The sequence below is a fragment of the Parabacteroides gordonii MS-1 = DSM 23371 genome, assembly GCF_000969825.1.
Classification (GTDB): domain Bacteria; phylum Bacteroidota; class Bacteroidia; order Bacteroidales; family Tannerellaceae; genus Parabacteroides; species Parabacteroides gordonii.
On record NZ_KQ033919.1, the window covers coordinates 3,813,666 to 3,836,537 of the forward strand.

The following is a 22,872-nucleotide window of genomic DNA, read 5'->3' on the forward strand; positions in this document are numbered from 1 at the left end:
CTCTTTTTAGTAATTGGGGGCAGATGGGGGCGGCAAAAAGACCTTTTGGTAAACTTCTGTATAGTATGTTCCTTGTTCCATCTATGAAAGGTTCGTAGATGGAACAAGGAACATCTTATTATAAAGTTTTCAAAACAGCCTTTTTGCTGCCCCCATCTGCCCCCCAAATAAGAAAAAATGGCTGCCGCAGCTAATTTATTTTGCTGCGGCAGCCACCAAAAATAGTTGCCGCAGCCACTAAAAACGGCTGCAGCAGTCATTTTATTCAGAACAAGCTCCAAGCCACCGTCAATCCCGCCATCACGATGGCCACCATGCTCATCAGCTTGATTAGGATGTTCAGGCTCGGACCGGAAGTGTCTTTGAACGGATCGCCTACGGTATCGCCTACTACGGTCGCTTTATGGGCTTCACTGCCTTTACCGCCGTGGTTGCCTTCTTCCACATGCTTCTTGGCGTTGTCCCAAGCTCCGCCGGCGTTTGCCATGAAGATAGCCAGAACAAATCCGGTACTCAGACCACCTATCAGCAAGCCGATCACTCCCGTTACACCGAATATAAGCCCTGTCAGGATCGGGGCGATGATAGCCAGCAGAGAGGGAAGAACCATTTCATGCTGTGCCCCTTTGGTGGAGATCTCTACACAGCGGGCGTAATCCGGTTCTGCTTTGCCGGTCAGTATACCCGGTATTTCACGGAACTGTCGGCGCACTTCTTCCACCATATGTCCGGCGGCACGGCCTACGGCATTCATTGTCAATCCGCAGAACATGAAAGCCATCATCGAACCGATGAACATACCCGACAGCACTTTCGGGTTCATCAGCGTGACGTCATAATAGACCATAAAGTCGGAGAAAGAAGCTTTCGACACTTCTACCGTACTGCCGTTGGCAAACGATAATACCGTTTCGCCCAGACGCAGCAGGCCGATTTTTATCTCTTCAATATAAGAAGCCAGCAGTGCCAGTCCCGTCAGGGCTGCCGAACCGATGGCAAAACCTTTACCGGTTGCCGCTGTGGTGTTTCCCAGCGAGTCGAGGGCGTCGGTACGTTTACGCACCTCTTTTCCCAATCCCGACATTTCTGCATTTCCCCCGGCATTGTCGGCTATCGGCCCGTAAGCGTCGGTAGCCAGTGTGATACCCAGGGTAGAAAGCATTCCGACTGCGGCGATACCGATGCCGTAAAGCCCCATTCCGGTATTGTTAAAGTCGAATCCGGAAGCAAAAAGGAACGAACAGATGATACCTACCACGACGGCCAATACCGGAATGGCTGTTGATAACATACCCAGTCCAAGCCCCGAGATAATGACGGTTGCCGGGCCTGTAAGTCCCGACTCCGATACCCGCTGTGTCGGTTTGAACGATTGTGAAGTATAATATTCCGTGGCCTGTCCGATTACGATACCGACCAGCAGACCGATAATTACCGAGCAGCTGATCCAGAACCAGTTGTCGAGTCCCAGCAGATACAGGATACCGAACGTGGAGACGGCGATCAGGACGGAACTGAGATTGGTTCCGACAGCCAGTGCTTTCAGTAGTTGCCGGATCGTTGCATTCTCGTTTGTACGCACGGCAAAGATACCGATAATGGAAAGGACGATCCCGACAGCGGCGATCAGCATCGGGGCGATCACGGCTTTATATTGCATTTCTACATTTCCGGAAGAAACGAAAGCCGCAGCTCCCAGGGCAGCAGTGGCGAGGATTGAGCCGCAGTACGACTCGTAGAGGTCGGCGCCCATACCGGCAACGTCGCCTACATTATCACCCACATTGTCGGCGATGGTGGCCGGGTTGCGTGGATCGTCTTCCGGAATGCCGGCTTCCACCTTTCCTACCAGATCGGCACCCACGTCGGCAGCTTTGGTATAGATACCGCCACCCACACGGGCAAAAAGCGCCTGGGTGGATGCTCCCATTCCGAAGGTAAGCATGGTGGTGGTGATAATAGTCAGTTTATGTGTAGGGTTTAATGCTTCGTCGGGGATAAGGGCATTCAGCAGGAAATACCAGAAGGATATATCTAACAGTCCGAGCCCGACAACCACGAGCCCCATCACAGCCCCGCTGCGGAAAGCCACCTGCAACCCTTTGTTGAGCGATGTACGGGCGGCATTGGCGGTGCGGGCGGAAGCGTAGGTGGCTGTTTTCATTCCCAAAAATCCGGCCAGTCCTGAGAAGAAACCGCCGGTCAGGAAAGCAACGGGTACCCATTCGTTCTGCACCCCGAAGCCATAAGCCATAATTGAAAACAAGATAACCAAAACAAGAAAGACAGAGGCAACAACCTTGTATTGTTGTTTCAGGTACGACATCGCACCTTCACGTACGTATGAAGCGATTTTAGCCATCGTTTCCGTTCCTTCACTCTCTTTCATCATTTGCCGGAAGAAGAACCAAGCAAATACCAGCGCCAGGATCGACGCAACAGGAATAATCCAGAAAATACTTGTTATCATAGCAGTTCGATTTAAAAGTAATTCAGTCTTAATCGTTTCATGACAAGCCTTTCAAGGTCTTGTTTCATGCCCTGTAAATGTAAGAAAAATAAAGTTGCAGAGAAACTTTTTTAAGAATAATACTGTTTCATACTAAAAAAAACATCATATTTGCCACTGCTAAAGAGAAGAAACATACAATGACGCAAGAATCGAACCATACGACCTATAAGTTGGGCCTGGCTCTGAGTGGAGGAGGCGCGAAAGGATTTGCACACATCGGAGTGTTTAAATTGTTGGAAGAGTGTGGATTGATGCCGGATGTGATCGTTGGAACGAGCGTCGGTGCGTTGATGGGTGCCCTGTTTGCCGACGGTTATACGGCCGACGAGATAAAAGAACTCTTTAGCGGCCGCGAATTCTCCGAGTTTGCACAGCTCCAACTTCCCAAGTCCGGATTGTTCGACAGCAAACGCTTCCGGCATTTCCTACGACGCCATTTAAGGGCAAAAACGTTTGAAGAACTAAAGACTCCTCTGATCGTAATGGCTACCGACCTCGATAATGGCGAAAGCCACGAGTTTCGCAGCGGGCCGATCGTGGAAGCGGTGACCGCTTCGTGCAGTATCCCGATTATTTTCAGCCCTGTGGTTATCAATGGGGTGCATTATGTTGACGGAGGCTTGTTCCATAACTTCCCGGTATCCATTATTCGCGACTCGTGCGAAAGGGTGATCGGGGTAAACGTGAGTCCGCTTATTTCGCAGAAATATAAGCAGACGATCTTTCATATCGCAGAGCGTTCATACCATTATATGTTCCGTGCCAATACGATAGAAGACCGTGAAATGTGTGACGTGCTGATCGAAGCGGAGGAGTTCGGCATGTATAAAACGTTCGATCTGGAGAATGTGGATCAGATATCTAAAATCGGTTATTCTGCCGCTGTCCGTGCATTCGAACTGGTGATACAAGAGAATAAATATGAAACCCTGGTGAAAGCAATTACGGAGCATAAGACGAATATCCTTATGCCGTAAGCCGGGCCCGGCTTGGGGCCGGAACTACTTTCACCGATAATTTAAAGTTGATAAAGGCGATGAAACAAAAGGACAAAATGGTTATATATCAGGTTTTTCCCCGTTGGTTCGGAAATTCGACATATCCGTTGGTCAAGAACGGTAGTATTACGGAAAACGGAGTGGGTAAATTCTCCGCATTTACCCCTACGGCTCTGGCCAGAATCAAGGAACTGGGAACTTCCCACATTTGGTATACAGGCGTGATAGAGCATGCCACACAGACTGATTACACCGCTTATCAGATACATAAGGATCATTCGGACGTTGTGAAAGGCAAGGCCGGTTCCCCTTATGCCATCAAAGATTATTATGATATCGATCCCGATTTGGCCGACCGCGTGCCGAACCGTATGAAGGAGTTTGAAGCCCTTGTGAAACGGACGCATGATGCCGGGATGAAAGTGATCATCGATTTTGTCCCTAACCATGTGGCGCGCGAATATCATTCGGATGCACGTCTTTCGTATGTGGAAGACCTCGGGCAACACGATAACACATCGAAGGCTTTCGATATAAACAATAACTTCTATTATATACCCGGACAACCTTTGCAGTTGCATTTCGGGGATAACCAGGAAGATTTCGAATATAGCGAGTTCCCGGCCAAAGTAACCGGTAACAACCATTTTGATGCCTCTCCCGGCAAGAACGACTGGTATGAAACAGTAAAGCTGAACTATGGGGTGGATTATGTGAACGGGGGTATTTGCCATTTCAACCCGATACCGAATACGTGGACGAAGATGCTCGATATCCTGCTGTTCTGGGCGGATAAAGGCATTGACGGCTTCCGTTGCGACATGGCGGAAATGGTTCCGGTAGAATTCTGGAACTGGGTAATCCCAAAGGTGAAAGAGAAGCATGATGTCTGTTTCATTGCCGAAGTATATAATCCTAACGAATACCGTAATTATATCTTCAACGGTCATTTCGATTATCTGTATGACAAGGTAGGCCTTTACGATACCGTGCGTGCGGTTATGTGCGACCAGGCTCCGGCTACCAATATTTCCGGTTGCTGGCAGGCGTTGGAAGGTATTCAGTCTCATATGTTGAACTTCCTCGAAAACCATGACGAACAACGTGTGGCTTCTTATTTCTTTGCTGGTGATCCGCGTCCGGGTATTCCGGGACTGATCGTGTCGGCTACTCTGAATACCAACCCTGTGATGATTTATAGCGGACAGGAATTGGGCGAACCGGGTATGGACGAAGAAGGTTTCAGCGGACGTGACGGACGCACTACGATATTCGATTACTGGAGTGTGGAAAGCCTGCGTAACTGGATGAATGACGGTGCTTTCGACGGCGGTAAACTGACTTCAGAACAGCGTCTCCTTCGCTCGCAATATGCTAAAATACTGAACGTGGCTAAAACGGAGCAGGTGATTTCCCAGGGTGCCTTCTACGACCTGATGTATGCCAACTCGCGCAACCCGTATTTTAATACGAGCCGCCAGTATGTCTTTATGCGTAAATACCAGAAGGAAGTGCTGTTGGTTGTTGTCAATTTCGATAAGAATGAACAGACCGTACGGGTGAAAATTCCATCGGAAGCGTTTCAATCACTGGGATTTGATGATAACAAAGCGGCTGTCCTGACCGATTTACTGACAGGAGAGACAAGTATCAGTACCCTGACGGCTGCATGTCCGTATCAGGTCTCTCTTTCGGCCTATTCGGGTAAGTTACTGAAGTTTACGTATAAGAAATAATCTGTTTACATACGGAAAACGAGTAGGAAGGGCGGGGGTGACTCGCCCTTCTTGTTGAAAGTTTTCCTAAGATAAAGAGATAATTGCAAATAAGTTTTGTACTTTTGCACCACAATTCAAATCTATTTACTTAAGATAAATATTCGGAATAATGAGTGCACAAACTCCTTTCTTGGTGTTTTCGGGAACCAACTCCCGGTATCTTGCAGAGAAAATTTGCAATAGTCTTGGTTGTCCTCTGGGACAGATGAACATTCAACATTTTGCTGACGGTGAGTTTTCGGTTTCTTACGAAGAGTCTATCCGTGGTCGCGATGTGTTCCTGGTTCAATCAACATTTCCTAATTCGGACAATCTGATGGAGCTTCTCCTGATGATTGACGCTGCTAAACGTGCTTCTGCACACTCTGTGATAGCCGTAGTTCCTTATTTCGGTTGGGCTCGCCAGGACAGAAAGGATAAACCCCGTGTGTCTATCGGTGCGAAACTGATCGCTGATATGTTAAGTACAGCCGGTATCGACCGTTTGATTACGATGGACTTACATGCAGACCAGATCCAGGGCTTCTTTAATGTTCCGGTGGATCACCTGTATGCTTCTTCTATTTTCCTTGATTACATTAAATCGGAACTGCCGTTGGAGAATTTGTGTATCGCAACTCCCGACGTAGGTGGTACGAAACGTGCCAGCAGCTATTCTAAATATCTTGGCTTGCCGATGGTTATTTGCCATAAGTCCCGTCTTCGTGCAAACGAAGTGGCTGAAATGCGTATCATTGGTGATGTGGAAGGTCTGGATGTGCTGTTAGTTGACGATATGGTGGACACAGCCGGTACGATCACGAAGGCTGCCAACCTGATGTTGGAGAACGGTGCGAAGTCTGTACGTGCTATTGCCAGCCACGCTGTTATGTCTGATCCGGCTTCAACACGTGTCGACCAGTCTGCATTGGCAGAAATGATCTTTACAGACTCTATCCCTTACGCTAAGAAATGCGAAAAGGTAAAGGTCCTGTCTGTTGCCGATATGTTTGCCGAAGCAATCCGTCGTGTTTGCAGTGGCGAGTCTATCAGTTCTTTGTACGCTATTTAATCATTGTACATAATATAAAACAGGCACGGAATGCACATTCAGTTGTGTTTCCGTGCCTGTTTTTATGTTTAGTCTCCGATATATCCTTTCAGGGCATTCACATAGTTTTCGAAGGCTTGCCGGCCTGCGAGCGTTATCCGGCAGGTGGTGCGGGGCTTCTTTCCGACGAAACTTTTCTCAACTTCTATATAGCCGGCTTCGTTCAGTTTATCTATCTGGACACTCAGGTTACCGGCTGTTGCCTGTGTCTTTTCCCGCAGATAGACGAAATCCGCCTCTTCGACCGACAGAAGTATAGACATCACGGCGAGCCGTAATTGTGAGTGGAGTAGTGGATCTAGTTCTTTAAACATTGCTTCTTGGCTTTATGATTGACGATATGTCCGGGTATGATCATCATAAACACGAACGATAAACCGAAGTAAAGATACCACAAAAGTGTTACTTTAGTGCCTATCATTAGCATGGTTAGCATATATATTGCTATGATAAATGCAATAAGAGGACTATATGTCATCCAGCGTTCTTGTATTATAATGCCTGTAATGGCAGTCCCAAGTCCGCAATAGATCAGGGACAGCGGTAACATAAGCATAAAATCTGCGTGTCTGGCGAATGTGAATTCCATAACACCGATCGTTAGAAAAGTGATGATGAACATATATCCCATTACTTGCCATACCTGTGAGATCACTTTGTCTGTATAGGTTACGACTTTCGGCTTATTTTGCCGTTTTCTATAAGAGATTACCGGCCATACGACAAACATCAGCATCCATCCCCAACTCCACATAAAGTTGTGTGTGAAGTTTATCAATAGGAACAGTATAACTGATAAGGCTGTTGTAAAATATCCCCAAAACAGCATGATGTTTCCCTGTCCCATCTCCATGTTTTTTTTGCTGGAGTTTATCATCTGTGTGATGAGTGTCAGGCTTTCTTTCTCGTTTAATGTTCTTTCTTCCATGATTATATTTGTTTTTATTTTGTTCATACTATGTTTGTTCAAAGATAATGTCATTGTTTTTAACAGTCAATCATTCCGGTCTATTTTTCATTCAACCGGTTTCTTTCAGAGTTTACTTCCCGTTCGATCGTCGACTTTTTGACCTTCTTGCCGCTGTTGAAGTTCCAAGTCAGTGTCGCTTTAAAGGAACGTCCGAGGTGGCCGCTTTCGAAATGGCTTTGTGCCGTATAAGCCTCGATATGGCTGGTGAAGTCATTGTAGCGGTTGAAGATATTGGCGACCGAAATGGTTATCAGGAAGCGGTTACCGGCCAACTTCTTCCGGGCAAACAGGCTGACGATGTGCCGGGGAGCTACTTCGCTGTTTCCCGAATATAGGCGACTGGCTCCGTTGTATTGTCCTTCGAGCGTGATGTCTTTCGGCAGGGTGAAGGTTGCAGTTGCATTTGTAAATGCCAGGTAATGGTGAGCAAAGGCGGCTTTCTCCGTTATACGGATATCCTGTCTGACACCTACGAAATTGGCTGCCAGGTTAAGCCATGAGACGGGTTGCACCGGAATATTGGCGGCAACGAACCAATGGTTTTCGACATCATGGTTTTCGTAAGTGATATACGATACATCCGGATCGATGGCATCCACCTTGCAGAATTCGCGGATCAGGTTGCGGTGCAGGCTGGCTCCGACCGTCAGCGTGTAACGGTAGTTATAGACAAGGGTTGTGCTGAAACGATGGATATAGGTCGGTTTCAGGTAAGGATTGCCTATGTTGTAGCTATAATCGGAAGTCTGGAGCCGGTTCGGGTTGAGGGTATAGAAGGCCGGTCGCTCGATGTTGCGGGCGTATTGTCCGACCAGCATCCAGGTTTTCAGGTTGTTGAAGGCATAGGTGGCGCTCAGGCTCGGGAACAGGTCGAAGTAATCCCGTTTGATACGGTCGCTTTCGTTTGAAGTGCGGGTATATTCTCCCCTTAGCCCGGCGATGAGCGACCAGCGGTTGATTTCTGCTGAAAAAGCGGCGTATACACCTAGTATGTTTTCTTTGTATTTGAGAGCGTATCCGTAAGCCGGACTTACCGTCCACTGCTGATCTTCCGACAATCCTTCGTATTGCGAGTTGTCATCCATAAACGTATGTGTATATTTCAGACCGGCATCGAATGACATACCTCTCCTGATATGCTTTTTCATTGAAATGTCTGATGTGACAATTTCATAGGTGGCATCCGCATTACTCCGGTACGTACTGTCTTTGTCTCCACCCTTGTCCCCCGAATTTAGCCTTTGCCGGCTATGATAGTCATTCTTTCCTGTCGATTTTTTGTTGGCATAATCCACGATCAGCTTGAGGATGGAACCTTTATTGTCGAATTTGTGCAGATAATTGGCTGTGGCGGCTACCGTGTTATAATCCTCTCTTTGCATGTAATCGCCGAAGCTGTTTATCGAAAATCCATCCTTTGTTAATTGGGTTTGACTGCGTGATCCGCCTTTAGACTTTTGCCCGACATACTCTATTTCAGCTCCGATATTGTTGAGCGTATCTATTTCATAGATTGTACTGATACGTCCTGTACTGTAGCCGGAACGGGTGTTGAGTTCGGAAAGGCTCGAAAAACGGTTGTTACTGTCCGGGTAATGCCGTTCGGAAGTCATTTTACTGTCGTTCTTAGGGGTGAAAGTACCGGAGGCGGCAGCATTGATCGTCCATTTCCCGATACGTGCATTCATTGTGCCGGCGAGGAGATGACGGCCGAAGGTAGAAGATAAAGCTGTTCCCATTGTTACATTTCCTTGGATACCATTGTTTTGTCGCCGGCGGAGGGATATCTGTATGATCCCTCCACGGGAACTGGCGTCATACTCAGCCCCGGCAATTGGTATGATCTCTATCCGTTTTATATCCTCCGATTTCAGGGAACGTAAATAGGCGAGGAGGTCTTCTCCGGTGAGTTTGATTTCCCGGTCGTCGACAAATACTTTGGTGCCCTGCGCGCCATTGATAGAAATATTATCTTCTGCCAGCCATACGCCTGGTGCCTGCGATAATAACTCCGTTCCGTCTTTTCCCGCGGAAGGCGAAACCGATATGACAAACCGGTCTGCCTTACGTTCCATATTCCTGGCTTGTACTACGACCTCTTTTAATGCATAGGCGGAGGCCTTTAGTACAAGTGTGTCCTGACCGGATACAGGTAATTGTCTGTTTTTCCGTATGGGGTCGTATCCGAGACATTGGACAATTACCGTATATGTTCCGGCTTTCGCCTCCAGGATGAAATTACCGTTGCTGTCGGTGGTTCCGCCGGCTTTCTGGTAATCATCCTGTAGCAAAACGATCGTTGCATATTCCACTCCGTTTCCCTGTTCATCTGCCAGATGGCCTGAATAAGGCTTAGTCTCTGCCGGCTTTTGAGCCATGCCCGTAAAGCCGGAAGAAAGGAGGAGTATAAGGAGTAGGATCCCTTTCATGGTGCTACTCGTTTGACGGGTAATATAACTTCAGCTTAACTGTTTCTTCCTCTTTCCGAGTTTTACAGCTTTTCATAGCATATCCTTCCGCAGGCTTTTTATCGTCTGTGAAATCCATTTTGTAATTCTCGTTTTCGTCATGAAAGACGGAGAGGTCGAATTGCTCCCATTCTACATTCTCGAGCGTAATGGTTGCTTCTCCTTTTTCCGGTTTTGCCATGCCGTAAACAGGTTTACTCTCTTTTCCAGATTGGGCCATGACAAGGATCGTTCCTTGTTCTCCGCGGATATTGCTTACTTTTACAATAATTGTACGTGCTCCGACTGTACTATAGGTGAAGATCATTGCCAGAATGATTAATAATGCTGTTCGTTTCATTGTTTCTTGCTCTTTAAAGGATGAAATAAATAAGTTTATAATATAAACCATATATGGATAAAAAAAGTGTAAGGAGCTGCGCATTTCTCACCTACACACCGCAAATATAAAACGGTTTATATTATAAACCAAATAAAATAGAAGAAAAATAATTATTTATTGTGGTGTAGTACAAAAAAATAACGGCTATTCAAAAGAGTAGCCGTTATTTTGAGAGTATAAATGAAAGATTACTCTTTGCTGTCGTCAATAATCATACCGCTTCCCAGGCAAAGATGATGGTCTTTGTCATAGACAACACCGTACTGACCGGGGGCAATTCCCTGTATTTTGTTCTCTGACTCGATACGATAGAGATCTCCGATGCGGCGGATACGTCCCGGGGTGAAATCCGGGGTGTGACGGATTTTGAATGTGATTTCCTTTTCGTCAGTGAACTCGCCCCACGGATCTTCTGTAATGAAGTCGAAACCATGCAGGTTGATTGTTTTGCCATATTGTGTTTCGGGATCGTAGCCATTGGATACATATATTATGTTACGCTTGATATCCTTCTTGATAACGAACCAGGGGCCACCGCTAAGACCTAACCCTTTACGCTGTCCGATGGTATGGAACCAGTAACCGTTGTGTTTGCCCAGCACTTTGCCTGTTTCCAGTTCGACGATCTTTCCGATGCGTTTACCCAGATAACGTTCGATGAAATCGTTGTAGTTGATCTTTCCGAGGAAGCAGATGCCCTGGCTGTCCTTCCGCATGGCGCTTGGTAGCTTTTGTTCGGCGGCAATGGCACGTACTTCGGCTTTCATCAGGTGACCGATGGGGAACATCAGTTTCTGTATCTGCAGGCGCGTGATCTGTCCGAGGAAGTCAGTCTGGTCTTTCACCGGGTCTTTGGCGGTGGAGAGCCATACTTTTCCGTCTATCTCGGTCGTTGTGGCATAATGGCCGGTGGCGATCTTGTCGAAGTCTTTTCCCCATTTCTCTTCGAAGCATCCGAATTTGATGAATTTGTTGCACATCATATCCGGGTTGGGGGTAAGGCCACGTTTCACCGAGTCGATCGTGTAGCTGACCACCTTATCCCAATATTCTTCATGCAGGGATACCACTTCGAAACGGCATCCGTATTTACGGGCTATGTAAGATGTTATTTCAATGTCTTCTTCGGCAGGGCAGTCGATATATCCGTCTTTATCTTCCATACCGATACGGATATAGAAGATGGTAGGATCATATCCCGCCTCCTTTAACTGATGGACTACTACAGAGCTGTCCACACCTCCTGATACTAATGCTGCTATTTCCATTCTTTACTAATATATCGGCTACAAAGGTACAAAATATTAGGGTGATATTCCTACGGGTTCGATTTATTCGTTACCTTTGCGGGAGAGCCTTTCTTTGTAATACTTCAGAAAAAACAAAAGAATTAGTATAAATAATATGAGAAATACAATTGTATCGCTTATGACAGCAATGGCATTAACCGCTTGCGCAGGCCAGAAGGCTGATGACGCCCAGGCTCCGCAGGGAGAATTCAATTATGTAGTAGACCAGTTCGCAGACCTGCAGATCCTTCGCTATCAGGTTCCGGGATTCGAGTCTCTTTCGTTAAAACAGAAACAGTTATTATATCATCTGGCGGAAGCTGCGCAGATGGGGCGCGACATATTCTTCGATCAGAATTGCCGTTACAACCTGCCGATCCGCCGTTCACTGGAAACAATCTATAAGGAATACAAGGGTAATCGGGAAGATGCGCAATTTAAGGCTTTGGAAACTTATTTGAAACGGGTATGGTTCTCCAGTGGTATCCACCATCATTATGCCGAAGATAAGTTTGCTCCGGGTTTCACTCCCGAATTCTTTAAGGGTTGTCTGGAACAGGTTAACGTTTCGGATCTGCCTTTGCGTGAAGGACAGACACTGGAACAATTCATCGCCGAGATCTCTCCGGTTATCTTTGATCCGGCGGTTTTGGCCAAACGTACCGTACAGAGTGGTGACCGGGATTTGATCCAGGCTTCGGCCAATAACTATTATGGTGGCGGTATCACCCAGAAAGAGGTGGAAGATTACTATGCTACTATGAAAGTCGGACAGGATACCATCACTCCGATATCCTACGGTTTGAACAGCCGACTGGTAAAGGAAAACGGCAAGGTGGTGGAGAAGGTTTGGAAAGTGGGCGGTCTCTATTCTCCTGCCATCGAACAAATCGTTAAAGAACTTCAGAAAGCTGTTCCTTTTGCAGAGAATGGCACACAGAAAGCTATCATTGAAAAGCTGATCGCATATTATCAGACTGGTGACCTGAAAACATTCGATGCTTATTCGATCCTTTGGGTAGAAGATACTACTTCGGATGTGGACTTCGTGAACGGCTTTATCGAAACATACGGCGATCCGTTGGGAATGAAAGCCAGCTGGGAGTCTACTGTGAACTTTATCAATAAGGAAGCGACCAAGCGTACAAAAGTGATCAGTGATAACGCGCAATGGTTCGAAGACCATTCTCCTGTAGACAGCCGTTTCAAGAAAGAAAAGGTGAAAGGGGTAAGTGCAAAAGTGATCACTGTCTCTATGTTAGGTGGGGATTGTTATCCGGCTACTCCGATCGGAATAAACCTGCCGAATGCAGACTGGATCCGCCGTGATCACGGTTCCAAATCGGTCACTATCGAGAATATAACGGAAGCTTATGATAAAGCTTCGCAAGGGAACGGCTTCAATGAAGAATTTATCTGGAGCGATACTGAACGCGAAGCCCTTAATAAATACGGCTTCCTGACAGACAACTTACACACAGACCTTCACGAATGCCTCGGACACGGCTCCGGTAAACTCTTACCAACTACCGAGTCGGGCGCTTTGAAAGCTTACGACTCTACATTGGAAGAAGCCCGTGCCGATCTGTTCGGACTTTATTATCTGGGGGATCCGAAACTGGTAGAGTTGGGACTGGTGCCGGATAGTGAAGCTTATAAAGCAGAGTATTACAAATATATAATGAACGGCTTGATGACACAGCTTGTCCGCATCGAAGCAGGCAAAGATGTGGAAGAAGCCCATATGCGTAACCGTCAGCTGATTGCCAAATGGGCATACGAAAACGGTAAAGCCGACAACGTGATCGAATACAGAAAACGCGACGGCAAAACGTATGTTGTAGTGAATGACTACGAAAAGCTACGTAAGCTGTTCGGGACTCTGTTGGCCGAGGTACAGCGTATCAAGAGCGAAGGAGACTTTGCTGCTGGTAAGAAGCTGGTAGAAGATTACGCCGTGAAAGTGGATCAGACATTGCACGACGAAGTGCTAGCCCGTTATGCCAAACTGAATCTGGCTCCCTATAAAGGTTTCGTGAACCCGGTTATGAAGGAAGTGAAAAACGATAAAGGTGAAGTTACCGATATCGTGCTCGATTATACCGAAGGTTACACCGAGCAGATGCTCCGTTACAGCAAAGATTATTCATTCTTACCTTCTTACAACGATTAAGCGATGTTGCAGGACGAATTAAGAGAAATACGTACCCAACTCCGTATGGCTATGAATGGGGTTATCTCGACAAGTATGCGTGAGAAGGGTATGATCTATAAACTGAACTTTGGCGTTCCATTGCCGGAAGTAAAGCTGATAGCCGCCAGACATGAACCGGGTTCGGAGCTGGCAGCAGCTTTGTGGAAAGAGGATATTCGTGAGTTCAAGCTACTGGCCCCTTTGTTGCAGCCTGTTGATGATTTTCCTCTTGAACAGGCGGAGCAGTGGGTTGAGGAAATCCCCTATCTGGAAATAGCCGAGCAATGCAGCAGGAATTTGTTTTGTAAGCTTCCCTATGCTGAAGATTTGACTCTGGGACTTATCGTTAACAAGAAAGATGAATATGCGCGGACGGTTGCTTTCCTGATATGGTGCGAAATGTTCCGGCAGGGAAAAGATATGACTGAACCGGCAAAGGCAACCTTTCTGGCTGAGTCTATGCGCACGGTGTTGAGGACAGATTTCGGTGCATCCTGGAAAGAAATACAGTCTGCTGTGAAAGCAATGAAATTTTACGGCCGTCAGTCTCCTCTTCATGCCGGACAAATATTGAGTGGCTTCGAAGATTTTCCGGAGCTGATGACGACTGCCGAGAAGCAGGAAATCTATAATGAATTAAAATTTGAATTTGAATATTATAGCTAAGGCTTTGCGTTTAAAATAAATGCGCTAACTTTGTCGGTCGCGTGGTGTCGCAACAAAATGGATGAAAAGAAGTACATAGAGATGAAGCAGTCATTTACGGAGTACCTGACTGAGAAAAAACTACGAAAGACCGAAGAAAGATATGCTATATTCGAATGCATATGCGGTTTCTCTGGGCATTTCGACATGTACTCACTCCAGGAAAGGCTCGAAGAAACAAACTTCCATGTGAGTAAGGCAACGCTTTACAATACATTGGATGTGCTGGAAGACGGCGGAATGATCGTGCGGCATCAGTTGAACGCCCAGTCGGTTCAATACGAACTACGGGCTTTGGCGGAAACGCATTTGCATCTGATCTGTATGAAATGCGGGGCGATCAGGGAAATGAAAGACAGCGTGTTGAAAAAGGATGTTTGTAATTTGAAGATATCCCGCTTCACTCCCGAGTTTCATTCGTTATATATCTATGGGATATGCAGCAAATGTAAATTCAAGCTTCAGCAGAGAATTGGAAAATAAGAATATTAACAGCCTATTATAAAGATAAAATGAAAGTAGATGTTTTATTAGGATTGCAATGGGGTGACGAAGGCAAAGGTAAAGTTGTCGACGTGCTGACTCCTAACTACGATGTAATCACTCGTTTTCAGGGAGGTCCCAATGCAGGACACACACTGGAGTTTAACGGAGAGAAGTATATTTTACGCTCTATCCCGTCAGGTATTTTCCAGGGTGGAAAAGTGAATGTAATCGGTAATGGTGTCGTTCTCGACCCGTTATTGTTCAAACAGGAAGCCGAAGCGCTTGCTGCCAGTGGTCACGATCTGACCAAACAACTTTGTATTTCTAAAAAGGCACACCTGATCCTGCCTACCCACCGTATGCTGGACGCTGCTTACGAAGCTGCCAAAGGTTCCGGTAAGATCGGTACTACAGGTAAAGGTATCGGCCCGACATATACAGACAAGATTAGCCGTAACGGTCTCCGCGTAGGTGATTTGCTGCATAACTTCGATGAAAAGTACGCTGCCGCCAAAGCGCGCCATGAAGCTATCCTGAATTCATTGAATTATTCTTACGATATCAAGGAACTCGAAGCCCAGTGGTTCGAAGCATTGGAATACCTGAAGAAATTCAACCTGATCGATAGCGAACATGTCGTAAACAACTACCTGAAAGAAGGTAAGTCTGTTTTGGCAGAAGGTGCACAGGGCACTATGCTGGATATCGACTTCGGTTCTTATCCGTTCGTTACTTCATCCAATACGATCTGCGCAGGATGCTGTACCGGTCTGGGCGTGTCTCCGCGTAATATCGGTGAAGTTTATGGTATCTTCAAAGCTTACTGTACCCGTGTGGGTAGTGGCCCGTTCCCGACGGAGTTGTTCGATGAAACAGGCGACCAGCTTTGCGAACTGGGACATGAGTTCGGTTCCGTAACAGGACGTAAGCGTCGTTGCGGATGGATCGACCTTGTAGCGTTGAAATATGCCGTTATGATCAATGGTGTAAGCCAGTTGATTATGATGAAGAGCGACGTACTCGACGGTTTCGAAACGATCAAGGCTTGTGTAGCTTATAAGATCAACGGGGAAGAGGTAACAGAATTCCCGTTTGAAATTGACGATACGATCGAACCTGTATACGTTGAACTGCCGGGTTGGAAGACAGACATGACAAAGATGCAGAGTGAAGATGAATTCCCGGAAGAATTCAATGCATACCTTGCTTTCCTTGAAGAAGAGCTGGGTGTTCCTGTTAAAATCGTGTCAGTAGGGCCTGACCGCGAACAGACAATTATCAGATATACCGAAGAATAAACATCAGATACTATTACAAAATGGCAGAAGACCACCTCTAGCAGGCCAATCTTCTGCCATTTTTGTTTTTGGCAGACTTTTTGTAAGACATTTCTAGTATAACACTTAATTATTTGGACATTATGAGCATGTATTGGATTATATTTATTGGTTTTGCCTTGTTAAGCTGGTTGGTTTCTTCCAGACTGAAAAGCAAGTTTGAGAAGTATTCTAAGATTCCTATGCCTAACGGTATGACCGGAAAGGATATAGCAGAGAAGATGTTGCACGATAACGGCATCTACGATGTAAAAGTAATTTCTACTCCCGGACATTTGACAGACCATTACAATCCTGCAAATCAAACGGTGAATCTGAGTGAATCGGTTTATTATAGTAATAGTATCGCTGCTGCGGCTGTGGCGGCACACGAATGTGGTCATGCGGTACAGCATGCTACGGCTTATGGCCCGCTGAAGATGCGTTCGGCTCTGGTTCCGATCGTAAGTTTTTCTTCCAACATTATGACCTGGGTATTGCTGGGCGGTATGTTGATGTTGCATACGTTTCCGCAGTTGATGCTGTTCGGTATCATTCTGTTCGCGATGACTACGCTGTTCAGCTTTATTACATTGCCGGTAGAGATCAATGCCAGCCAGCGTGCTTTGGCCTGGTTGAGTAATGCCGGGATAACGAATGCCTATACACATGATAAGGCCGAAGATGCTTTGCGTTCTGCTGCTTATACCTATGTGGTTGCAGCTTTAGGTTCGCTGGCTACCTTATTATATTATGTAATGATATTCCTGGGTGGCAGAAGCCGCGACTAAGCGGGGCTGACTGCTGTAGCAGATTTTGCTGGCTGCTGCAGTCAATAAAATCCGCTGCAGCACCCAATAAAACTAACTGCCCGAGTCATTCTGAATGGCTTGGGCAGTTGTTTTTTATTTCTTCTTATTCTTTTCTTGTTTAAACTTCCGTTCCATATAAATAAGCCAGATTAATGCTATAATAGCTAATGTTATAGGAATCATAAAAGCCATAATTATATTTGTCATAATTATTCCTCCTTATATTTAGTGAATAATAAACCAAGGCCAAAGAATCCTCCAATCGCAATGATCCCGAGGGCATAAATAATAATTGTATTCTCTCCGAAATCTTTTAACAGGGTCGTTACAATTACACCTGTGGCAATATATTTTGCAAGATCAGTAAAAAAACTACTCATCTCGCCATATAACGCTTTCTTCTGTTTCTTTTTCATAGTCTCGTCATATTTTGATTATGTTACAAACGTAGCAAAAAGAAACGGATAAACCAATGAACTTACCCAATAAATAACGAAATTGAAACAAAATACCTACCTTTGCATTCCGAATAATAATATAATAGATAAAAGTCGGTTAGCTCCGACGATAAAGAAGAGCAAACAGTATATGCAGAAGCCGTCTATACCAAAAGGTACAAGAGATTTTTCGCCCGAAGAAATGGCGAAACGTAATTATATATTCAATACAATTCGCGAAGTATATCATCTGTACGGATTTCAGCAAATCGAAACTCCGGCTATGGAAAACCTGTCTACCTTGATGGGTAAATATGGCGAAGAAGGTGATAAACTGCTTTTCAAGATATTAAACTCCGGTGATTGCTTCTCCGGCATTACAGATGAAGAACTATTGGAACGTAACGCCGTGAAATTCGGTGTAAAAGCCTGCGAGAAAGGCCTGCGTTACGACCTGACTGTCCCTTTTGCCCGTTACGTGGTGCAGCACCGCAACGATATAACCTTCCCTTTCAAACGTTATCAGATACAACCTGTATGGCGTGCCGACCGTCCGCAGAAAGGACGTTACCGCGAGTTCTATCAGTGTGATGGCGACGTGGTTGGTTCTGACTCACTGGTCAATGAAGTGGAACTGATCCAGATCATGGATGAGGTGTTCCACCGTTTCGGTATCCGTGTTTGCATCAAGATGAATAACCGTAAGATTCTGTCCGGTATTGCCGAGATCATTGGCGAAGCGGATAAGATCGTCGATATAACTGTCGCCATCGATAAACTGGATAAGATCGGCCTCGACAATGTGAATGAAGAACTTCGCAGCAAAGGCCTGACCGAAGAGGCTATAGCCCGCCTGCAACCGATTATTATGCTGACAGGTAGCAACCGTGAAAAACTGGCCGTCCTGAAAGAACAACTGGCAACATCCGAGATCGCTATGAAAGGCGTAGAAGAAATGACCTTCATCCTCGACCGTATCGATCTGCTGCCTATGCATTCCGAACTGGAGCTCGACTTGACCCTGGCGCGCGGACTGAACTATTACACCGGAGCTATCTTCGAAGTAAAAGCATTGGATGTTCAGATCGGAAGTATCACCGGGGGCGGACGTTATGACAACTTGACCGGCGTATTTGGCATGGATGGCGTATCCGGCGTAGGTATCTCCTTCGGTGCAGACCGTATCTTCGACGTACTGAACCAGTTGGAGCTTTATCCTGCCGATTCATTACTGACAACACAACTACTGTTTGTCAACTTTGGAGAGAAAGAAGAGAGCTATCTGTTGCCTATTATCGCCAAAGTACGTGCCGCCGGCATCCGTACCGAACTCTTCCCGGAAGCAGCCAAGATGAAGAAACAGATGGGATATGCCGATACAAAGAAGATCCCGTTTGTCGCTATCGTCGGTGAAAATGAAATGAACGAAGGTAAGATAAACCTGAAGAATATGCTCACAGGAGAACAAGTGCCTGTTACCGTAGAAGAACTGATCGCACGGTTCTAACCTGATTCGGAAAGCTAACAAACACAACGACTTCTCTCGATAAAAGAGAAGTCGTTGTCCTTTATATTTACTGCCTTATGAAAACATATTATTTAATTCTCACATTCGCCCTCTGTCTCTCTTCCTGCTCTTTCCAACCAAGAGCTTCCTGGGTGACAACCACTGAAAACGAACCGTGGCAGGAGCAGTCCGACCTCGTTTCTGCTTCTCCGGATACCATTCCTGAGATCGATGCCATCATCCATACCAATAAAAAGCTACAGAAGATAGACGGTTTCGGCGCCTGTTTCAACGAACTGGGCTGGATCTCCCTGAGCAAACTCGACCCGGTTGTAAGGGAAGAAATCATGGAAGAACTCTTTTTCCCGGAGATAGGGGCTAACTTTACTATTTGCCGTATGCCTGTGGGAGCCAACGACTTCTCCCGCGACTGGTACTCCTATAATGAAACGGATGGCGACTTCGAAATGAAGTATTTCACCATTGCCAACGACCAGCAAACGCTGATCCCTTTCATCAAGAGTGCGCAGAAATACAATTCCGACCTGCGTATCTGGGCTTCCCCCTGGTGCCCTCCTTCCTGGATGAAATACAATAAACATTACGCCTCTGCCTATACAGGCGAAAACTTCAACGAGAAATACCGTAACGGATTGCCGGCCGATAAAGTTGGCTACGAAGGTACGGACATGTTTATCCAGGACTCCCTTTATCTGCAGGCCTACGCACTGTATTTCTCCAAGTTTATCGAAGCCTATCGTGAGCAGGGGATCGACATCTTTGCCGTTATGCCGCAGAACGAATTTAACTCGGCCCAGATCTTCCCCAGCTGTTGCTGGACGGCCGCTTCTTTGGCAAACTTTATCGGCCGTTATCTGGGCCCGGCAATGAAGGATCAGGACGTAAAGGTGATGTTCGGTACTATGGAACGTGCCAACGAGGCCCTGGTGGATACCATCCTGACAGACCCGGCAAGCGGTAAGTATATCAGCGGTGTCGGTTTCCAATGGGCAGGGAAAGGAGCGATCAAAGGCTTGCACGAACGTTACCCTGATATGAAGCTCTACCAGACCGAGCAGGAATGTGGCGACGGACAGAACGACTGGAGCGGAGCCGTCTACTCCTGGAACCTGATGCGTCATTACCTGAATAACGGTGCTTCAGCCTATATGTACTGGAATATTTCGCTGGATAAAGGTGGTATCAGCCGGTGGGGATGGGCGCAAAATTCCCTGGTGGTTGTCGACCCCGATACGAAATCTTTCCATTACACTCCCGAGTATTATGTAATGAAGCACCTGAGCCACTACGTGCAGCCCGGTGCCCGTAAACTCGAAACTTCCGGCCTTTTCGCCAATCTCCTGGCCTTTATCAACCCCGATAAAAGCATCGTTGTCGCTTTGGCAAACGAGGGAAACGACGACCGGCAGGTATCTGTCGAAATAGACGGCCGCGTGTATCAACCTGTATTACCGGCACATTCTATCTCCACTCTCCTGATAGACTAATCGATAGCTTACTATATATTAATGTAGGGGAAGGCAGATTCTAAATCTTTCTTCCCTTATTTTTTTGCTTTTGAGCATGCTCGAAATTAATTTTTAGCATGGTCGAAATCAATTTTGAGCTAGCTCAAAATTAAATTGAAGCATGCCCAAAAGAATAAAAATATAGCACTTATCAGTTAAAAGATAGTTACCTGTGAACTACTTTCCCGGTACTTTTGTTCTAGTCGGGAAGCAAGTAAGGCGGGAAGGATAGTCATCCTGTCAGTTGTGTCGGTATAACTAACTGTCGGGTTATGCAAATTTGTCAGTCTTTTTCCTGCCAAATGTTTTGGCACAGATTTCGCATAGGAGTAAGCGTGAATTAGAAATACACATATTATACATAATATTATTAACATTAAAAATATATCAAAAGATGAACATTAGACCATTAGCAGACAGAGTGCTTATCAAGCCGGCTGCAGCAGAAGAAAAGACACTTGGCGGAATCATTATCCCGGATTCAGCAAAAGAAAAACCTTTAAAAGGTGAAGTTGTTGCCGTAGGTAACGGAACAAAAGATGAAGAAATGGTTGTTAAAGCAGGCGATACTGTACTGTACGGAAAGTATGCAGGAACAGAAATCGAACTGGATGGTGAGAAATATCTTATCATGCGTCAGTCTGATATCTTAGCTATTATCTAATTCATTAACGGACAATAAAAAAGAAATATAATCATGGCAAAAGAAATTAAGTACGATATGGATGCCCGCGACCTTTTGAAGAAAGGTGTGGACGAATTGGCAAATGCTGTAAAAGTAACATTAGGCCCGAAAGGCCGTAACGTGATCATCGAAAAGAAATTCGGTGCTCCTCACATCACTAAAGACGGTGTAACTGTTGCTAAAGAAGTGGAACTGACTTGCCCGTTCGAAAACATGGGTGCTCAGTTGGTAAAGGAAGTTGCTTCTAAAACAAACGACAATGCAGGTGACGGTACAACTACTGCTACTGTATTGGCACAGTCTATCATCGGTGTAGGTTTGAAGAACGTTACAGCAGGTGCTAATCCTATGGACTTGAAACGTGGTATCGACAAAGCCGTTGCCAAAGTGGTTGAAAAGATCGCTGACCAGGCTGAAGAAGTAGGCGACCAGTTCGAAAAGATCGAACACGTAGCTAAAATCTCCGCCAACGGTGACGAAACTATCGGTAAACTGATTGCTGAAGCTATGCAGAAAGTGAAGAAAGAAGGCGTTATCACAGTGGAAGAAGCAAAAGGTACTGAAACTACAGTAGACGTAGTGGAAGGTATGCAGTTCGACCGTGGTTACATCTCTCCGTACTTCGTAACCAATACAGAAAAGATGGAATGCGAGATGGAAAATCCGTATATCCTGATCTACGACAAGAAGATCTCTGTATTGAAAGACTTGCTTCCTATCCTGGAACCGGCTGTTCAGAGCGGTCGTCCGCTGTTGATCATTGCTGAAGATATCGACAGCGAAGCATTGGCTACATTGGTTGTAAACCGTCTGCGTGGTTCTTTGAAGATCTGTGCTGTGAAGGCTCCGGGCTTCGGCGACCGTCGTAAAGCTATGTTGGAAGATATCGCAGTGCTGACTGGTGGTGTTGTTATCTCTGAAGAAAAAGGTTTGAAGCTGGAAGGTGCTACAATGGATATGTTGGGTACTGCTGAAAAGATCACTGTAGACAAAGATACTACTATCATTGTTAACGGTGCAGGCGACAAAGCTGCTATCCAGGCTCGTATCGGTCAGATCAAGACTCAGATCGAAAACACTACTTCTGACTACGACAAAGAAAAACTGCAGGAACGTCTGGCTAAGATGGCAGGTGGTGTAGCTGTTCTTTACGTAGGTGCTCCTTCTGAAGTGGAAATGAAAGAAAAGAAAGACCGTGTGGATGATGCTTTGCATGCAACTCGCGCTGCTATCGAAGAAGGTACAGTTCCTGGTGGTGGTGTAGCTTACATCCGTGCTATCGAAGCATTGGAAGGCATGAAGGGTGAAAACGAAGACGAAACAACCGGTATCGAAATCGTAAAACGCGCTATCGAAGAACCGTTGCGTCAGATCGTTGCCAACGCAGGTAAAGAAGGTGCCGTTATCGTTCAGAAAGTGAAAGAAGGTAAAGGTGACTTCGGTTACAATGCCCGTACAGACAAATATGAAAACCTGTGCGCTGTCGGTGTAATCGACCCGGCTAAGGTAACTCGTGTTGCTTTGGAAAATGCAGCTTCTATCGCTGGTATGTTCCTGACAACTGAATGTGTGATTGCTGAAAAGAAAGAAGAAGGCCCTGCTATGCCGCCGATGAACCCGGGTATGGGTGGCGGAATGGGTGGAATGATGTAATTCCTTCTCCGGAAAATAAAACCCGAAACGGCTGCTTCCAAAAAAGGAAGTGGCCGTTTTT

19 protein-coding genes are annotated in these 22,872 nt (G+C 46.0%); 12 read left to right on the forward strand and 7 right to left on the reverse strand.

From position 1 onward, the window contains the following. Positions 1 to 265: 265 nt before the first annotated feature. Positions 266 to 2,470 (reverse strand): sodium-translocating pyrophosphatase, encoded by a 2,205-nt coding sequence (locus HMPREF1536_RS14355; protein ID WP_028728459.1) that lies wholly within the window; start codon positions 2,468 to 2,470, stop codon positions 266 to 268. 179 nt (positions 2,471 to 2,649) lie between these two features. On the opposite strand from HMPREF1536_RS14355, the gene HMPREF1536_RS14360 reads away from it, so the two are divergent. The 3 genes from HMPREF1536_RS14360 to HMPREF1536_RS14370 all read left to right on the forward strand — a co-directional run bounded on the left by HMPREF1536_RS14360 (position 2,650) and on the right by HMPREF1536_RS14370 (position 6,339). Further along, complete coding sequence (locus tag HMPREF1536_RS14360; RefSeq protein WP_028728460.1) at positions 2,650 to 3,489, forward strand: patatin-like phospholipase family protein; 840 nt, start codon at positions 2,650 to 2,652, stop codon at positions 3,487 to 3,489. A 59-nt stretch (positions 3,490 to 3,548) separates the two neighbouring features. After that, positions 3,549 to 5,246: an alpha-amylase family glycosyl hydrolase gene (locus HMPREF1536_RS14365; protein ID WP_028728461.1), complete on the forward strand. Its 1,698-nt coding sequence runs from the start codon at positions 3,549 to 3,551 to the stop codon at positions 5,244 to 5,246. A gap of 151 nt (positions 5,247 to 5,397) precedes the next feature. Continuing rightward, the gene (locus HMPREF1536_RS14370; RefSeq protein ID WP_028728462.1) at positions 5,398 to 6,339 is read left to right on the forward strand and encodes a ribose-phosphate pyrophosphokinase; all 942 of its coding nucleotides are present in this window, start codon (positions 5,398 to 5,400) and stop codon (positions 6,337 to 6,339) included. Positions 6,340 to 6,407: 68 nt separating this feature from the next. Here the strand turns inward: HMPREF1536_RS14370 and HMPREF1536_RS14375 are convergent, their stop codons facing one another. From HMPREF1536_RS14375 to mnmA, 5 genes are all read right to left on the reverse strand, one after another. Further along, complete coding sequence (locus tag HMPREF1536_RS14375; protein ID WP_028728463.1) at positions 6,408 to 6,692, reverse strand: winged helix-turn-helix domain-containing protein; 285 nt, start codon at positions 6,690 to 6,692, stop codon at positions 6,408 to 6,410. Continuing rightward, positions 6,677 to 7,306, reverse strand: coding sequence for a hypothetical protein (locus HMPREF1536_RS14380; RefSeq protein ID WP_028728464.1), 630 nt, complete (start codon positions 7,304 to 7,306; stop codon positions 6,677 to 6,679). Before HMPREF1536_RS14380 ends, HMPREF1536_RS14375 begins: the two co-directional genes overlap by 16 nt. Positions 7,307 to 7,386: 80 nt before the next feature. Then, positions 7,387 to 9,777: a TonB-dependent receptor gene (locus tag HMPREF1536_RS14385; protein WP_028728465.1), complete on the reverse strand. Its 2,391-nt coding sequence runs from the start codon at positions 9,775 to 9,777 to the stop codon at positions 7,387 to 7,389. Positions 9,778 to 9,781: 4 nt separating this feature from the next. After that, positions 9,782 to 10,156, reverse strand: coding sequence for a DUF2141 domain-containing protein (locus HMPREF1536_RS14390; RefSeq protein ID WP_044192636.1), 375 nt, complete (start codon positions 10,154 to 10,156; stop codon positions 9,782 to 9,784). 230 nt (positions 10,157 to 10,386) lie between these two features. After that, a complete protein-coding gene (gene mnmA / locus HMPREF1536_RS14395) occupies positions 10,387 to 11,466 on the reverse strand; it encodes a tRNA 2-thiouridine(34) synthase MnmA (protein ID WP_028728467.1) in 1,080 nt (359 codons plus the stop codon). A 136-nt stretch (positions 11,467 to 11,602) separates the two neighbouring features. Between mnmA and HMPREF1536_RS14400 the strand changes: the two genes are divergently transcribed. The 5 genes from HMPREF1536_RS14400 to HMPREF1536_RS14420 all read left to right on the forward strand — a co-directional run bounded on the left by HMPREF1536_RS14400 (position 11,603) and on the right by HMPREF1536_RS14420 (position 16,979). Continuing rightward, complete coding sequence (locus HMPREF1536_RS14400) at positions 11,603 to 13,660, forward strand: dipeptidyl-peptidase 3 family protein (RefSeq protein ID WP_028728468.1); 2,058 nt, start codon at positions 11,603 to 11,605, stop codon at positions 13,658 to 13,660. Positions 13,661 to 13,663: 3 nt separating this feature from the next. Then, positions 13,664 to 14,347, forward strand: a complete 684-nt coding sequence (locus HMPREF1536_RS14405; protein ID WP_028728469.1) for a DNA alkylation repair protein — start codon at positions 13,664 to 13,666, stop codon at positions 14,345 to 14,347. Positions 14,348 to 14,404: 57 nt separating this feature from the next. Further along, positions 14,405 to 14,869: a Fur family transcriptional regulator gene (locus tag HMPREF1536_RS14410; RefSeq protein WP_028728470.1), complete on the forward strand. Its 465-nt coding sequence runs from the start codon at positions 14,405 to 14,407 to the stop codon at positions 14,867 to 14,869. A 29-nt stretch (positions 14,870 to 14,898) separates the two neighbouring features. Further along, positions 14,899 to 16,170, forward strand: coding sequence for an adenylosuccinate synthase (locus HMPREF1536_RS14415; RefSeq protein WP_028728471.1), 1,272 nt, complete (start codon positions 14,899 to 14,901; stop codon positions 16,168 to 16,170). A gap of 122 nt (positions 16,171 to 16,292) precedes the next feature. Then, complete coding sequence (locus HMPREF1536_RS14420; protein ID WP_028728472.1) at positions 16,293 to 16,979, forward strand: zinc metallopeptidase; 687 nt, start codon at positions 16,293 to 16,295, stop codon at positions 16,977 to 16,979. A gap of 230 nt (positions 16,980 to 17,209) precedes the next feature. On the opposite strand, the gene HMPREF1536_RS14425 is transcribed toward HMPREF1536_RS14420, so the two are convergent. After that, positions 17,210 to 17,416: a DUF6722 family protein gene (locus HMPREF1536_RS14425; RefSeq protein WP_028728473.1), complete on the reverse strand. Its 207-nt coding sequence runs from the start codon at positions 17,414 to 17,416 to the stop codon at positions 17,210 to 17,212. A 172-nt stretch (positions 17,417 to 17,588) separates the two neighbouring features. Here HMPREF1536_RS14425 and hisS point away from each other — a divergent pair, with 172 nt between their 5' ends. The 4 genes from hisS to groL all read left to right on the forward strand — a co-directional run bounded on the left by hisS (position 17,589) and on the right by groL (position 22,811). Further along, on the forward strand, positions 17,589 to 18,944 hold the full coding sequence (gene hisS, locus HMPREF1536_RS14430; protein WP_028728474.1) for a histidine--tRNA ligase: 1,356 nt from the start codon (positions 17,589 to 17,591) through the stop codon (positions 18,942 to 18,944). A 77-nt stretch (positions 18,945 to 19,021) separates the two neighbouring features. After that, entirely contained in the window at positions 19,022 to 20,452 is a 1,431-nt protein-coding gene (locus tag HMPREF1536_RS14435) for a glycoside hydrolase family 30 protein (protein ID WP_028728475.1), read from the forward strand. A gap of 415 nt (positions 20,453 to 20,867) precedes the next feature. Beyond that, on the forward strand, positions 20,868 to 21,137 hold the full coding sequence (locus HMPREF1536_RS14440; RefSeq protein ID WP_028728476.1) for a co-chaperone GroES: 270 nt from the start codon (positions 20,868 to 20,870) through the stop codon (positions 21,135 to 21,137). A 33-nt stretch (positions 21,138 to 21,170) separates the two neighbouring features. Next, positions 21,171 to 22,811: a chaperonin GroEL gene (gene groL, locus HMPREF1536_RS14445; RefSeq protein WP_028728477.1), complete on the forward strand. Its 1,641-nt coding sequence runs from the start codon at positions 21,171 to 21,173 to the stop codon at positions 22,809 to 22,811. Positions 22,812 to 22,872: the final 61 nt, after the last annotated feature.